Origin of the sequence: Pseudomonas sp. 10(2024) (assembly GCF_045164175.1) — a bacterium.
In the GTDB taxonomy this organism is placed as follows: Bacteria; Pseudomonadota; Gammaproteobacteria; order Pseudomonadales; family Pseudomonadaceae; genus Aquipseudomonas; species Aquipseudomonas alloputida.
This window is the reverse complement of the sequence record NZ_CP174006.1, coordinates 1005510-1019441: the sequence shown is the minus strand read 5'-3', so window position 1 is coordinate 1019441 and position 13932 is coordinate 1005510. Positions and strand designations below refer to the sequence as shown.

The following is a 13932-nucleotide window of genomic DNA, read 5'->3' as shown; positions in this document are numbered from 1 at the left end:
GTCAGCGCGCAGTGAAGATCAGCACCGCGCTAACCGGTACCGACGGGTTGATGGACTTCAACCTGGCGAACTTGCGCAGGCTTTCCAGCCCCGGCACCAAGCCAAAATCTTCGGCGCGCAGCACCAGAGGCTCAAGGGTCACCACCTGAAAGCGCCGCGCATCCAGGCGGGTGGCCAGCAACAGGACATTGTAGCTGTGCGACTGGCCATGCAGGGTGACCGTCAGCGGCAGGCGCAATTCGATCTGTGCACCGTCGGCCAGGTCATTGATCGGCTGCAGGTCGATCTGCGCCTTCACTGTGGCCTCGGCGAAGCGCTCGACCTCGAACAGGTTGTCGCGCATTTGCTCGTCACGCAGCGGAATACCGCTGCTCACCGAGTCCATCTCGATCCTCAACCCGGCCATACCCTTGCGATCGACCGTGCCATGCAACACCAGAAAGCGATGCACTTCGGCGGTGTCGCCGTTCTTGCCGGTGATGAACGACAGCCGTGAAGATTCGCCATCCAGGTGCCAATTGGCATGAGCGGGCAGGCACAGAGCCAGCAATAAGGCAGGCAGCAGACGGGGCAACTTGAACATGACAGATCTCGTGAAACCAGGCCGCCAACCTTACCCGCCTGCATTCATGGCAGCAAGCGGCAGCCCTCACGCGCGCCTTGCCAGGCCGCCTGGCTGCGCCGCCCCAGGCCTTCAGCGGTGACTCGCTGCTGCTGGCTGTTTTCCTCCAGCAGGCTCAGTGGCAGCCACTGCTTCACGTACCCTTGGCAGTACACCTTGTCGAAGCCCATGACAAAGCGGCAGGAACAATATTCCTTGGCCGAGTAGGCCGAGAGTATGCCGGGGAAGTCCGCCAGCGCCTGGCGTTCCTGCCAGGCCCAGTACAGGAGCCCTGCCAGCGCCAGCAGCAATAACCGCTTCATGCCCCCTCCCCGGCCAGTACCGCCAGCACCCGCTTGAGCAATTCGTCGTGTCGATAGCTGCTGTCGCGGTCATCGGCGTAGCGCACGATCACCAGCCTTTGCTCAGGTAGCACATATAACGCCTGCCCCCAGTGGCCAAGGGCGGCGAAGGTGTCTGCGGGTGCACTGGGCCAAGGCCGTTCGGCGCCAGCCAGCGGCTGGTTGAGCCACCAGTGGCCACCCGGGATGGCCTCGCCAGGCAGCGCTTGGGCCTGGGCAAACGGGGTGCGGTTGAAAGCTACCCAGGCTTTGGGCAGCAATTGTCGGCCCTGCCAGCGCCCGTCGCGCTGCATCAGCAGGCCAATACGGGCCAAATCGCGGGCACTGAGGTAGAGATAGGAAGAGCCTACGTAGGTGCCTGCCCGGTCACGCTCCCACACCGCACTGCCGATACCCAACGGGGTGAACAGTGCGTGCCAGGGGTAGTCGGGGTACTGCCCGGCATCGAGCATGCCACGCAGCGCAGCGGCTAGCAGGTTGCTGTCGCCGCTGGAGTAGAGGAACCGCTGACCGGGGCTGGCGGCGGCACCCCGGGCCGCCGCGTAGGCGGCCATGTCTGCGCGGCCACGGGTATACAGCATGGCCACCACCGAGGACTTCAGCGGCGCGTATTCGTAGTCTTCCTGCCACTCAAGGCCACTGGCCCAGTGCAGCAGGTCGGCCACGCGCACGCCTGGGTGGGCGCGCATGGGGGGATAGAAGCGGCTGACCGGGTCTTGCAGCTGGAAGCGGCCTTCGCCCTGGGCTACGCCCATTACCGTGGCCAGTACGCTCTTGCTTACCGACCAGGTCAGGTGCGCGGTGGCGGCGCGGGTGGGCGCGGTGTAGCGCTCGTGGAGGATACGCCCGTCGCGGATGATCAACAGAGCGTCCGTGCGGATGCCGTTGCGCTCCGAGGGGGAGCGTGCAGGAAAGGCGTAGGCATCGACGGCCTGCCAGTCGAGGGTGGCAGGGTCGTTCTGCCACTGCGGGTCAGGCCAGTCTTCAGCTTTGGCGCTACCTGCAACCAGCGCAAGGATGACCAACAGTACCTTCATCGAGCTCGCCTTGATTGGGGCTGCTTAGCAGCCCTTCGCGGGCAAGCCCGCGCTCACAGTTGCAGGAGCGGATTCCCCCGCGAACAGGCCAACATCATCGATAAGGAATCAGCGCCGAACCGGTCGCTTCTGCAGCTTGCGCTGCAACGTCCGTCGGTGCATGCCCAGCGCCCGCGCGGTGGCCGAGATATTGCCTTCATGCTCGTTCAGCACGCGCTGGATGTGCTCCCACTGCAGGCGATCGACCGACATCGGGTTTTCCGGCACCAGGGTATCCAGGTCGGTGTGCTCCGACAGCAGTGCTGCCAACACGTCATCGGCGTCAGCCGGCTTGCACAGGTAGTTGCAGGCACCGCGCTTGACCGCCTCCACTGCGGTGGCAATGCTCGAGTACCCGGTCAGGATCACCACGCGCATTTCCGGGTCCAGTTCCAGCAGCTTGGGCAGCAGCACCAGGCCGGAGTCGCCATCCATCTTCAGGTCCAGCGTGGCGTAGTCCGGCAGATCCTGCTGGGCCAGAATCAAGCCTTCTTCGGCAGAACTGGCAGTGCTCACACGGAAACCGCGACGGCTCATGGCCCGGGCCATGACCCGGGTGAAGGTGGCATCGTCATCCACCAGCAGCAGGTGCGGCAGCTCTTCGCTTTCGACCTGGTTTTCTTCGCTCATCATTCATCTCCTCGCTTGCCATAGGGCAGGCGCAGTTCGGTCAGGGTGCCACCCTGTTCATGACTATAGAGTTTCACCGAGCCGCCCGCACGGGTCACGCTGGCCTTGCTCAAGAACAGGCCCAGGCCGAAGCCTTTGCCCTTGGTGGTAATAAAAGGTTTGCCAATGGCTTCGGCAATGGCTGGCGGTACACCAGGACCATGGTCGTGGATACTGATGACGATGTCTTGGGCGTCCCAGTCCAGGCGAACCTCCAGATCATCAGGGCAGGCATCGGCGGCATTGTTCAACAGATTCAGTAACGCCTGGGTCAGGTCTGGCGGCGGCGCCAGCCGCGGCACCTTGCCGTCGCGCAGGCGCTGGAAGCGGTAGCTGGCTTCCGGGCGCATCAGGTGCCAGCGGTTGAGCGCCTCGTCCAGCCAGGCGGTGACATCCTGCTCCACGATGGCCAGGCGCCGGTTGGCTTCGGCTGCGCGCACCAGCTGTTGCAAGGTCTCTTTGCACAGCTTTACCTGGTCCTGGAGGATTTGCAGGTCCTCCTGCAACAGCGGGTCGGTGTGGTCCTGGCGCATTTCGTTGATCAGCACGCTCATGGTCGCCAGCGGTGTACCCAGTTCATGGGCGGCACCGGCAGCCTGGGTAGCCACAGCCAGCAGTTGCTCGTCGCGCAGGCTTTCTTCACGCCGCTCTGAACGCAGCTGCTCCTGGCGGCGCAGCTCTTCGGCCATGCGCGCGGCAAAGAAGGTGATCACAGCCGCCGCCAGGGCAATGCTCAGCCACATGCCGTAGACCTGCATCTTGTCCCGCGCCATCGGCAGCCCTTCGAGCGGGTAGAACTGCACCAGCAGCAAACTGTAGGCCGTCAGCGCAATGCCCGACAGGATCAGCGAATACAGCCACGGCAAGGTCACCGCAGCGATCGCCAGCGGCACCAGGTAATACGACACGAACGGGTTGGTCGAGCCGCCGGAGTAATACAGCAAGGCACTGTGGATCAGCAGGTCACAGGCCAGCTGCAGGGCGTACTCCATTTCGGTGACGGGCAGCGACAGCCGCAGGCGCAGGGCCGTGAAGGCACACAGCAACGAAGACAAGGCCAAGGTGCCGGCCAGTGACAGCCAGGGCAATGGCAGCAGTTCGGTCCAGTAGGCAACGCCCACCGAGCCGGCCTGGGCAGCCAGGACCAGGACCCGAATGACGGTCAGGCGCCAGAGGTTCTGGCGGGTAGCGGACAACGGTTGTACGGCGGCGAGCATGAGCTCTCCTGATGAGTGCTCCAGAAAAATCGGCTGGAGTATACCGAAGCCGGGCGCCTCGCTGCAGCGATGCGGCAAAGCGCCACACTTTGTCACAGGTTCATGATGGCACTTTTGAACCCACTACACTGTTGCCGGTCCTATGGGCCATGCGTGGAATGGATGACCAGCCCCCACGCCTTCAAATGCCAAGGAGTACCACATGCAAATCCCACGTCGCGGCGCCGCCCTGATCATGTCTTGCGGCCTGCTCGCCAGCCTGCCGGCACTGGCTGCCGATGAACCGCGTTTCAACCAGGTATCGCTGCGTGCCGAAGTCAGCAAGGAAGTGGCGCGCGACCTGATGGTCGTGACCCTGTACAGCGAAGCGCAGAACAGCGACCCGGGCAAGCTCGCCAAGCAGATTACCGAAACCATGAACAAGGCCGTGCAGCAGTCGCGCCAGGTCAAGGACGTGAAGATCAGCCAAGGCAGCCGCAACAGCTACCCGGTGTATGACAGCAAGGGCCAGAAAATTACCGGCTGGCGCGAGCGCGCCGAACTGCGCCTTGAAAGCGCCAACTTCCCGGCCTTGTCCCAGCTTACCGCCGATTTGTTGCAAGAGCTGAAAATGGCTGGCATGGACTTCTCCATCGCCCCGGCCACGCGCAAGGCCAGCGAGGATGCTCTGCTCAAGGATGCGGTCGATGCCTTCAAGGCACGCGCGCAACTGGCGACCGAAGCGCTGGGTGGCAAAGGCTACAAAGTGGTGAGCCTGAATCTCAACAGCAGCGGCTACCCGCGCCCGTACTTGCGTAGCGCGCCGATGGCGATGAAGGCCATGGGGGCTGATGAAGCGGCACCGGCGCCAGATATCGAGGCAGGCACCAGTGAAGTGAGCATGAATGCCGATGGCCTGATCGAAGTGCAGATGCCATAAGGCGTCCACGCATCATTTGTGGGAGCCCGCGAGCAGACACGGTGGTGGAGGCACGGGCTTCGCCCGTGTTCGCGGGTAAACCCGCTCCTACGGGTGACTGCGTCATTGTCACGATTTTCAGACATTTCTTACGCACCAACAGGGTGCGTCCTACGCATTCCCCTGCCTAGAAACATCGCGCAAAACGCCATCATTTTGCCTACGCAAACGTTTAACTTCGCCAAAAGTTATACCGATGCGACATCCATGTACGTTCGTGCCACTTTCCCGGCGTCAACTATCCTTGTACCTGTTGCAATGGGAACGCCCCCTGCATAAGTATCCGCAGGTCGGCTCACGAGGCCACCTCATCCAAAAAATGACAACAATGAGGCCACCATGCTCAAACACGCAGTCATTCCGTTCCTGCTGGGTGCAGGCTTGCTCAGCGGCGCACCGTCGGCCGTTGCCGCATCCAACCTGGTGTTCTGCTCCGAAGGCAGCCCGGCTGGCTTCGATCCGGGGCAGTACACCACCGGGACCGACTTCGATGCCTCGGCAGAGACCGTGTTCAACCGCCTGACCCAGTTCGAGCGCGGCGGCACTGCGGTCATCCCGGGCCTGGCGACCAAATGGGAAGTGTCCGACGACGGCAAGACCTACACCTTCCACCTGCGCGAAGGGGTCAAGTTCCACACCACCGACTACTTCAAGCCCAGTCGCCCGTTCAACGCCGACGACGTGCTGTTCACCTTCAACCGCATGCTCGACAAGGACAACCCGTTCCGCAAGGCGTACCCCACCGAGTTTCCATACTTCACCGACATGGGCATGGACAAGAACATTGCCAAGGTGGAGAAGCTTGACGAGCACACGGTGAAGTTCACCCTCAACGAGGTTGACGCCGCGTTCATCCAGAACCTGGCCATGAGCTTTGCCTCGATCCAGTCCGCCGAATACGCCGACCAGCTCCTAAAGAACGGCAAGGCCGCCGACATCAACCAGAAGCCGATCGGCACCGGCCCGTTCGTGTTCAGCAAATACCAGAAGGACGCGCAGATCCGCTTCAAGGGCAACAAGGACTACTGGCAGCCCGAGGACGTGAAGATCGACAACCTGATCTTTGCCATCACCACCGACGCCTCGGTGCGCATGCAGAAGCTCAAGAAGAACGAGTGCCAGGTCACCCTGTTCCCACGCCCGGCCGACATCGAGCCGCTAAAAGCCGACAAGAACCTGCAAATGCCGCAGCAGGCCGGTTTCAACCTCGGTTATATCGCGTACAACGTGATGGACAAGATCAAGGGCAGCAACGAGGCCAACCCCATGGCCCAGCTGAAAGTCCGACAGGCGCTGGACATGGCCGTGGACAAGAAAAAGATCATCGAGTCGGTGTACCAGGGCGCCGGCCAGCTGGCGGTCAACGCCATGCCGCCCACGCAGTGGTCCTATGACGACAGCATCAAGGACGCCGCCTTTGACCCCGAGAAAGCCAAGCAACTGCTCAAGGAAGCCGGCATCAAGGAAGGCACCGAAATCACCCTGTGGGCCATGCCCGTGCAACGCCCGTACAACCCCAATGCCAAACTGATGGCTGAAATGCTCCAGTCCGACTGGGCCAAGATCGGTATCAAGGCGAAGATCGTCAGTTATGAATGGGGCGAGTACATCAAGCGCTCCAAAGGTGGCGAACAGGGTGCCATGCTGATTGGCTGGAGCGGTGACAATGGTGACCCGGACAACTGGCTGGGTACCCTCTACGGTTGCGATGCCGTCGATGGCAACAACTTCTCCAAGTGGTGCTACAAGCCCTACGACGACCTGATCAAGCAGGCCAAGGCCACGTCCGACCAGGCCAAGCGCACCGAGCTGTACCAGAAGGCGCAGCATATCCTCAAGGAGCAGGTACCGATCACCCCGATCGCCCACTCCACTGTCTACCAGCCCATGAGCGCCAAGGTGAAGGACTTCAAGATCAGCCCGTTCGCGCTGAATTCCTTCTACGGCGTCAGCGTGGACAAATAGGCTGACTGAGGCACCCGCTGAATCGCGGGTGCCCTTCACCCCCGCCACCTCTTCATGTCGTCCTGCGGCCATACGCTGCGGGGACGGCGAACTGTTGCCGCCATTCGTACCCGGAGGCGGCGCGAACAGATGAAAAAGGATTTGCCATGCGCCACGTTACCCGCCTTTCCGCGCTGCTGGCTCTGGGCCTGGTCAGCCAATCCCCGGTCCTGCTGGCCAACAACCTGGTGTTCTGCTCTGAAGGCAGCCCAGCCGGCTTCGACACCGCCCAGTACACCAGCGCCACCGACAACGACGCCGCCGAACCCATCTACAACCGCCTGGTCGAGTTCGAACGTGGCGGCACCACCGTGCACCCGGCCCTGGCGACGCACTGGGAGGTGTCCGACGACGGCCTGCGCTACACCTTCCACCTGCGTGAAGGGGTCAAGTTCCACAGCAACAAGGCCTTCAGCCCGAGCCGCACGTTCAACGCCGACGATGTGCTGTTCACCTTCAACCGCATGCTCGACAAGGGTCATCGGTTCCGTCAGGCCTACCCTACCGAGTTTCCCTATTTCAACGGCATGGGCCTGGACAAGAACATCGCCCGCGTCGAGAAGGCCGACCCATTGACCGTGGTGTTCACCCTGAACACCGTCGATGCCGCGTTCGTCCAGAACCTGGCCATGAGTTTCGCCTCCATCCTCTCCGCTGAATACGCCGAACAGCTACTGGCCAGTGGACGCCCCAGCGACATCAACCAGCAGCCTATCGGTACCGGGCCGTTCGTGTTCCAGCGCTACCAGAAGGATTCGCAGATCCGCTACAAGGGCAACAAGGACTATTGGGCAGCGAACGAAGTGAAGATCGACAACCTGGTGTTCTCGATCAATACCGACCCGTCGGTGCGTATCCAGAAGCTGCGCCGCAATGAATGCCAGGTGACCCTGCACCCACGCCCGGCCGACCTGCCGGCGCTCAAGGCCGACAGCACGCTGCAGGTGCTCCAGCAACCAGGCTTCAACCTCGGCTACATCGCCTACAACACCCAGCACCCGCCATTCGACCGCCTGGAAGTGCGCCAGGCAATGGACATGGCGGTCAACAAGGAAGCCATCCTCCAGGCGGTGTACCAGGACGCCGGCCAACGGGCGGTCAACGCCATGCCACCGACCCAGTGGTCCTATGACGACAGCATAAAGGACGCCCCGTACGCGCCAGAAAAGGCCAGACAGCTGCTCCAGCAGGCGGGTGTCAAACCTGGCACCGAGATCACCCTGTGGGCGATGCCGGTGCAACGCCCGTACAACCCCAATGCCAAGCTGATGGCCGAAATGCTCCAGGCGGACTGGAGCAAGCTCGGATTCAAGGTGCGCATCGTAAGCTACGAATGGGGCGAATACCTCAAGCGCATGAAAAACGGTGAGCACGACATCGCCCTGATCGGCTGGACCGGTGACAACGGCGACCCGGACAACTGGCTGGGCACCCTCTACAGCTGCGAAGCCATCGGCAGCAACAACTACTCGCGGTGGTGCGACCCGCAGTACGACAGCCTGGTCAAGCAGGCCAAGCAAGTGACCGACCGTACGCAACGCACCGCCCTGTACCAGCAGGCCCAGCAGCGGCTCAAGCAGCAGGTACCGATTACGCCGGTGGCGCATTCCACCGTGAGCCAGCCGCTTAGCGTCAAGGTTTCCCAGTTCAAGGTCAGCCCGTTTGGGCGCAATGATTTTTCCGGTGTGAGTGTTGATTAAGCGTTAGCCAGTACCGGCCTCTTCGCGGGCAAGCCCGCTCCCACAGGATCTCGACAGGTTCGGACACTGCGCCCTACCTGAGGGAGCGGGCTTGCCCGCGAAGAGGCCAGAACGGCCAACACAACGCCCCGATTCTGCCCGGCGATCCCGCGGCACCCCTGGCAACACCGCAGCAATCACCCGGCCCACAAGGCCGGCCATAACTAGAAAAGAAAGGGAGCTTTAACCTTGAAAGTATTCACCTTGACCGCACTGGCGTTATCCATCAGTGCCTTTTCCACGGTGGCCCAGGCAGATCCGCAGAGCCAGGACTACATTCCGCTCACCCTCAAAAGCAGCAGCGAGCAAGCGCAAGCCAGCGGCTTCATCGACGGCCAAAGCCTGTCCGGCAGCACCCGCAACTGGTATGCCCGTGAACGTGCCGCACGCGCCCCGCTGTGGAAGTACTACAAGAACGACGGCACCCGCCACGACACCCACAGCCGTGAAAACTGGGTTCAGGGCACCATCCTCAATTACAGCTCCGGCTTCACCCAGGGCACCGTGGGCTTCGCCGTCGAGGCTGCCGGCTACAACGCCATCGCCCTGCAGCAGAGCCGCGAAGCCATCGCCGGCCCCAACAACCGCACCCTCACCCACAGCGATGGCGACCCCGTCGGCCAGTGGAGCAAACTGGGCCTGGGCAATATCAAGGCGCGCGTGTCCAACACCACCCTTACCCTTGGCCGCCAGTCGGTGGACACGCCGATGATCGCCTACATCGGCAACCGCGCCCTGCCCTCGAGCTTCCAGGGCGCGTTCCTGCACAGCGCTGAATTCGACAACCTCAGCATCGACCTGGGCACCTTCGACCGCGTCTCGCCACGTACCGAACAGAGCCTCAGCAAGTTCCGCAGCGAGTACAGCGCCACCGGCGTGGAAACCGACCGTGCCAGCACCGCCGGCATCAACTACCAGCCGTTCAAGAGCCTGAGTACCAGCCTGTACGCCACCAAGGTCGACGACTTCTGGAACCAGTACTACTTCGGCGCCAACCATGTGCTCGGCGACAGCGCAGTGCTCAGCCTGAGCACCGGCCTGAACTACTACAAGACCGTCGACGCCGGCAGCCAGAAAATGGGCAAGATCGACAACGACACCTACAGCCTGTCACTGGGCCTGACCCATCAGGCCCACACCCTCAGCGCCTCCTGGCAGCAGGTCAACGGCAATGAGTACTTCGACTACCTGCACGAAACCAACGGCATCTTCCTGGCCAACTCGCTGCTGTCGGACTTCAACGGCCCCAACGAGAAATCGCTGCAGATTTCCTATGTGCTGAACATGGCGCCCTATGGCGTGCCTGGCCTGAAGTTCAACCTGTACAACGCCCGCGGCTGGGGTATCGACGGCACCCACTACCGCGGCACTGCCTACGACGTGAATGGCCTGGATGGCGAAACCCACTATGAGTGGGGTATCGGCACCAGCTACGCGCTGCAGAGCGGGCCGCTGAAAGACACCAGCATCCGCGCCACCTACACCACCCATCGCGCCAGCAAGGCCCAGGGCGATGGCAGCCTGGATGAGTTCCGCGTGGTCACCACCATTCCGTTCAACATTCTCTGACCGTCGGCGCCCTGGCCCGTTTCGCTGCGGGCCGGGGCGGCTACGCTGGAACCAATGCAAGCAGGGAGTTTTCAACACATGCACAGAGCTTTCATGAAATCGCGGCCGTTGCGCCTAGCCCTGGTCGCGCTGCTTCTGGGCGGCGCCACGCAACTGGCGGCCAAGCCGCTGGTGGTGTGTACAGAAGCCAGCCCGGAAGGGTTCGACATCGTCCAGTACACCACCGCAGTCACCGCCGATGCCTCGGCCGAGACAGTGTTCAACCGCCTGGTCGACTTCAAACCCGGCACCACCGAGATCCAGCCGGCCCTGGCCGAGCGCTGGGACATTTCAGCCGACGGCCTGACCTACACCTTCCATCTGCGTCAGGGGGTGAAGTTCCACACCACCGACTACTTCAAGCCCACCCGTGACTTGAACGCCGATGACGTGCTGTGGAGCCTCAATCGCCAGCTCGACCCGAACCACCCCTGGCATGACAAGACCAGCGTCGGCTACCCGTACTTCGAGAGCATGGGGTTCAAGGAACTGCTCAAGTCGGTCAGCAAGGCTGACGAGCACACCGTGGTGATTACCCTCAGCCGACCGGAAGCGCCGTTCCTGCGCGACATGGCCATGGGCTTTACCTCGATCTACTCCGCCGAATACGGCGACCAGTTGCTCAAGTCTGGCAAGACCGCCGAGCTGAACAGCAAGCCGATCGGCACCGGCCCTTTCATCTTCCAGCGTTACAACAAGGACGCCCAGGTCCGCTTCAAGCCCAACCCGGACTATTTCCGCGGCAAGCCGCCGGCCGATGCGCTGGTGTTCGCCATTGCCATCGACAGCAACGTGCGCCTGCAGAAACTGCGCGCCAACGAGTGCCAGGTGGCGCTCTATCCCAAGCCCGATGACGTGCCGTCGATCAAGCAAGACCCGAAACTCAAGGTTGAAGAAATCGAGGCCCTGGTCACCGGCTACATCGCCATGAATACCCAGCACAAATACCTCAACGACGTGCGTGTGCGTAAAGCCATCAACATGGCCTTCGACCGCCAGACCCATGTCGACCAACTGTTTGGCAAAGGCAACGCGCTGGTAGGTGTAAACCCTTACCCACCCACCATGATCGGCTACAACACCCACAACCAGAACCCACCGCGCGACCTCGATAAAGCCCGCGTACTGCTCAGTCAGGCCGGTGTACCCGAGGGCACGGTAATCACCCTGTTCACCCGCAACGGCGGCGGCCCGACCAACCCCAACCCGCGCCTGTCCGCCGAGATGCTGCAAGCCGACCTCAAACAGATCGGCCTCAAGCTGGATATCCGCGTCATGGAATGGGCCGAGATGCTGCGCCGGGCGAAGAACGGCGAAGCCGACCTGGTGTCCACCGGCTGGGCCGGCGACAACGGCGACCCGGACAACTTCCTCAGCCCGCTGCTCAGTTGCGATGCCGTGAAAAGTGGCGAGAACTATGCGCGCTGGTGCAACCCCAAGTTCCAGGAGCTGATCAGCCGCGCCCGCGAAGTGATCGACAACGACGAGCGTGCAAGGCTCTATAACGAGGCATTGAAAGTGTACGATGACGAACAACCCTGGATCAGCATGGCTCATCCAAAGATGTTCACCGCCATGCGTGACAACGTGGAGGGCTACGTGATCAACCCTCTGACCAACAACAACTTCGCCACCACCAAGGTGAAGTAGAACAACAACGACCGCCGGCGACCCACACGGGGACCGGCGGCACTGCCGTACCGGGCTGATCGCCCCACGGCCTGATGAGGTAACCCCGACAATGTTGAGTTTTATTGCCCGGCGCCTTGGCCTGCTGATACCGACCTTTTTCGGCATCACCTTGCTGACCTTCGCGCTCATACGCCTGATCCCCGGCGACCCGGTGGAAGTGATGATGGGCGAGCGCAGGGTCGACCCCGAAATGCATGCCCAGGCCATGGAACGCCTGGGCCTGAACAAGCCACTGCCGGTCCAGTACCTGGACTACGTCGGCAAACTTGCCCAGGGTGACCTTGGCGAATCGCTGCGCACCCGCGAAAGCGTGTGGCGCGAGTTCCTCACCCTGTTCCCGGCCACTCTGGAACTGGCCTTCGCCGCCCTGCTGTTCGCCGGCGTCGTCGGCCTGCTGGCCGGTGTAATCGCCGCACTCAAGCGCGGTTCGCTGTTCGACCACGGGGTCATGGGCATATCACTGGCCGGCTACTCGATGCCGATTTTCTGGTGGGGCCTGATCCTGATCATGTTCTTCTCCGTGAGCCTGGGCTGGACCCCGGTGTCCGGGCGCATCGACCTGCTCTACGACATCGAGCCGAAGACCGGCTTCATGCTTATCGACACCCTGCTTAGCGATGAAGAAGGCGCGTTCAAGGACGCTGTGATGCACCTGATCCTGCCGGCCATCGTGCTCGGCACCATCCCGCTGGCGGTGATCGCCCGCATGACCCGCTCGTCGATGCTTGAAGTACTGCGCGAAGACTACATCCGCACCGCCCGCGCCAAAGGCCTGTCACCGGCCCGTGTGGTGTTCGTCCATGGCCTGCGCAATGCACTGATCCCGGTGCTGACCGTGTTCGGCCTGCAGGTCGGCACGCTGCTGGCCGGTGCGGTGCTGACCGAAACCATCTTTTCCTGGCCGGGCATCGGCAAATGGCTGATCGAAGCCATCGGTGCCCGTGACTACCCCGTGGTCCAGAACGGCATCCTGTTGATCGCCTGCCTGGTGATTCTGGTCAATTTCGTCGTGGACATCCTCTACGGCCTGGCCAACCCACGCATCCGTCATCAGCGCTGAGGCCCTTGCCATGACTAGCCCGATTACAAAATCCGTGTCACCGGCCAGCCCGGTGGACCAGAGCCTGCTCTACCCCTCCCCGTACAAAGAATTCTGGCAAGCCTTCGCGCGCAACAAGGGCGCGGTGATGGGCCTGGCCTTCATGTGCCTGGTGGTGTTCTGCGCGCTGTTCGCGCCTTGGGTAGCCCCGCATGACCCGAGCGAGCAGTACCGCGACTTCCTGCTGACCCCGCCGGTGTGGCTGGAAGGCGGCACCTGGCAGTTCATCCTGGGCACCGACGAACTGGGCCGTGATCTGCTTTCGCGGCTGATTCAGGGTGCACGGCTATCGCTGTTGATCGGCCTGTCGTCAGTGGTGATGTCACTGATCCCAGGCATTCTCCTTGGCCTGCTGGCCGGCTTTTTCCCGCAGTTGCTCGGCCCGTCGATCATGCGCCTGATGGACGTGATGCTGGCCTTGCCGTCGCTGTTGCTGGCCGTGGCCATCGTCGCCATCCTCGGCCCTGGCCTGATCAACACCGTGATTGCCATCGCCATCGTTTCCCTGCCGTCCTACGTGCGCCTGACCCGCGCCGCGGTGATGGGCGAACTTAACCGCGACTACGTCACCGCTGCCCGCCTGGCCGGCGCCGGCTTGCCCCGACTGATGTTCGTCACCGTGCTGCCCAACTGCATGGCACCGCTGATCGTGCAGGCGACCCTGAGTTTTTCCTCGGCGATCCTCGACGCCGCTGCGCTGGGTTTCCTCGGCCTCGGCGTGCAGCCGCCTACCCCCGAGTGGGGCACCATGCTGGCTTCGGCCCGGGACTACATCGAGCGCGCCTGGTGGGTGGTAAGCCTGCCCGGCCTGACCATCCTGCTCAGTGTGCTGGCAATCAACCTGATGGGCGACGGCCTGCGCGATGCGCTGGACCCGAAACTCAAGAACGCCGCCTGAGGAGAACGC

At 62.5% G+C, this 13932-nt stretch carries 12 protein-coding genes; 7 read left to right on the top strand and 5 right to left on the bottom strand.

Annotated elements, in window-relative coordinates:
- Position 1: 1 nt before the first annotated feature.
- The 5 genes from ACI7M0_RS04550 to ACI7M0_RS04530 form a co-directional block, all read right to left on the bottom strand.
- Entirely contained in the window at positions 2-583 is a 582-nt protein-coding gene (locus ACI7M0_RS04550; protein WP_129932954.1) for a YceI family protein, read from the bottom strand.
- 44 nt (positions 584-627) lie between these two features.
- A complete protein-coding gene (locus tag ACI7M0_RS04545; protein ID WP_010952096.1) occupies positions 628-924 on the bottom strand; it encodes a hypothetical protein in 297 nt (98 codons plus the stop codon).
- Positions 921-2000, bottom strand: a complete 1080-nt coding sequence (locus ACI7M0_RS04540) for a serine hydrolase (protein ID WP_129932955.1) — start codon at positions 1998-2000, stop codon at positions 921-923. Before ACI7M0_RS04540 ends, ACI7M0_RS04545 begins: the two co-directional genes overlap by 4 nt.
- A 108-nt stretch (positions 2001-2108) precedes the next feature.
- Positions 2109-2669, bottom strand: coding sequence for a response regulator transcription factor (locus ACI7M0_RS04535; RefSeq protein WP_003255244.1), 561 nt, complete (start codon positions 2667-2669; stop codon positions 2109-2111).
- The gene (locus ACI7M0_RS04530) at positions 2669-3925 is read right to left on the bottom strand and encodes an ATP-binding protein (protein WP_014589781.1); all 1257 of its coding nucleotides are present in this window, start codon (positions 3923-3925) and stop codon (positions 2669-2671) included. The genes ACI7M0_RS04535 and ACI7M0_RS04530 overlap by 1 nt, the downstream gene beginning before the upstream one ends.
- Positions 3926-4127: 202 nt before the next feature.
- Here ACI7M0_RS04530 and ACI7M0_RS04525 point away from each other — a divergent pair, with 202 nt between their 5' ends.
- The 7 genes from ACI7M0_RS04525 (at position 4128) to ACI7M0_RS04495 (ending at position 13923) form a co-directional block, all read left to right on the top strand.
- The gene (locus ACI7M0_RS04525; protein ID WP_003255248.1) at positions 4128-4844 is read left to right on the top strand and encodes an SIMPL domain-containing protein; all 717 of its coding nucleotides are present in this window, start codon (positions 4128-4130) and stop codon (positions 4842-4844) included.
- A 378-nt stretch (positions 4845-5222) separates the two neighbouring features.
- The gene (locus ACI7M0_RS04520; protein WP_010952093.1) at positions 5223-6848 is read left to right on the top strand and encodes an ABC transporter substrate-binding protein; all 1626 of its coding nucleotides are present in this window, start codon (positions 5223-5225) and stop codon (positions 6846-6848) included.
- Positions 6849-6994: 146 nt separating this feature from the next.
- Entirely contained in the window at positions 6995-8587 is a 1593-nt protein-coding gene (locus ACI7M0_RS04515) for an ABC transporter substrate-binding protein (RefSeq protein ID WP_064492386.1), read from the top strand.
- Between the two features lie 228 nt (positions 8588-8815).
- A complete protein-coding gene (locus ACI7M0_RS04510) occupies positions 8816-10195 on the top strand; it encodes an OprD family porin (RefSeq protein ID WP_104886654.1) in 1380 nt (459 codons plus the stop codon).
- 78 nt (positions 10196-10273) lie between these two features.
- Positions 10274-11884, top strand: a complete 1611-nt coding sequence (locus tag ACI7M0_RS04505; protein WP_177413606.1) for an ABC transporter substrate-binding protein — start codon at positions 10274-10276, stop codon at positions 11882-11884.
- Positions 11885-11975: 91 nt separating this feature from the next.
- A complete protein-coding gene (locus ACI7M0_RS04500) occupies positions 11976-12986 on the top strand; it encodes an ABC transporter permease subunit (protein ID WP_003255257.1) in 1011 nt (336 codons plus the stop codon).
- A 10-nt stretch (positions 12987-12996) separates the two neighbouring features.
- Positions 12997-13923 (top strand): ABC transporter permease subunit, encoded by a 927-nt coding sequence (locus tag ACI7M0_RS04495; protein WP_003255259.1) that lies wholly within the window; start codon positions 12997-12999, stop codon positions 13921-13923.
- The last annotated feature ends 9 nt before the right edge of the window (positions 13924-13932 follow it).

What these genes read in the sequence shown, in the direction of transcription:
- ACI7M0_RS04495 (WP_003255259.1), top strand. Translation starts at nt 12,997, where the DNA reads ATGACTAGCCCGATTACAAAATCCGTGTCACCGGCCAGCCCGGTGGAC.
- ACI7M0_RS04535 (WP_003255244.1), bottom strand. Translation starts at nt 2,669, where the DNA reads ATGAGCGAAGAAAACCAGGTCGAAAGCGAAGAGCTGCCGCACCTGCTG.
- ACI7M0_RS04525 (WP_003255248.1), top strand. Translation starts at nt 4,128, where the DNA reads ATGCAAATCCCACGTCGCGGCGCCGCCCTGATCATGTCTTGCGGCCTG.
- ACI7M0_RS04540 (WP_129932955.1), bottom strand. Translation starts at nt 2,000, where the DNA reads ATGAAGGTACTGTTGGTCATCCTTGCGCTGGTTGCAGGTAGCGCCAAA.
- ACI7M0_RS04530 (WP_014589781.1), bottom strand. Translation starts at nt 3,925, where the DNA reads ATGCTCGCCGCCGTACAACCGTTGTCCGCTACCCGCCAGAACCTCTGG.
- ACI7M0_RS04520 (WP_010952093.1), top strand. Translation starts at nt 5,223, where the DNA reads ATGCTCAAACACGCAGTCATTCCGTTCCTGCTGGGTGCAGGCTTGCTC.
- ACI7M0_RS04550 (WP_129932954.1), bottom strand. Translation starts at nt 583, where the DNA reads ATGTTCAAGTTGCCCCGTCTGCTGCCTGCCTTATTGCTGGCTCTGTGC.
- ACI7M0_RS04515 (WP_064492386.1), top strand. Translation starts at nt 6,995, where the DNA reads ATGCGCCACGTTACCCGCCTTTCCGCGCTGCTGGCTCTGGGCCTGGTC.
- ACI7M0_RS04500 (WP_003255257.1), top strand. Translation starts at nt 11,976, where the DNA reads ATGTTGAGTTTTATTGCCCGGCGCCTTGGCCTGCTGATACCGACCTTT.
- ACI7M0_RS04545 (WP_010952096.1), bottom strand. Translation starts at nt 924, where the DNA reads ATGAAGCGGTTATTGCTGCTGGCGCTGGCAGGGCTCCTGTACTGGGCC.
- ACI7M0_RS04505 (WP_177413606.1), top strand. Translation starts at nt 10,274, where the DNA reads ATGCACAGAGCTTTCATGAAATCGCGGCCGTTGCGCCTAGCCCTGGTC.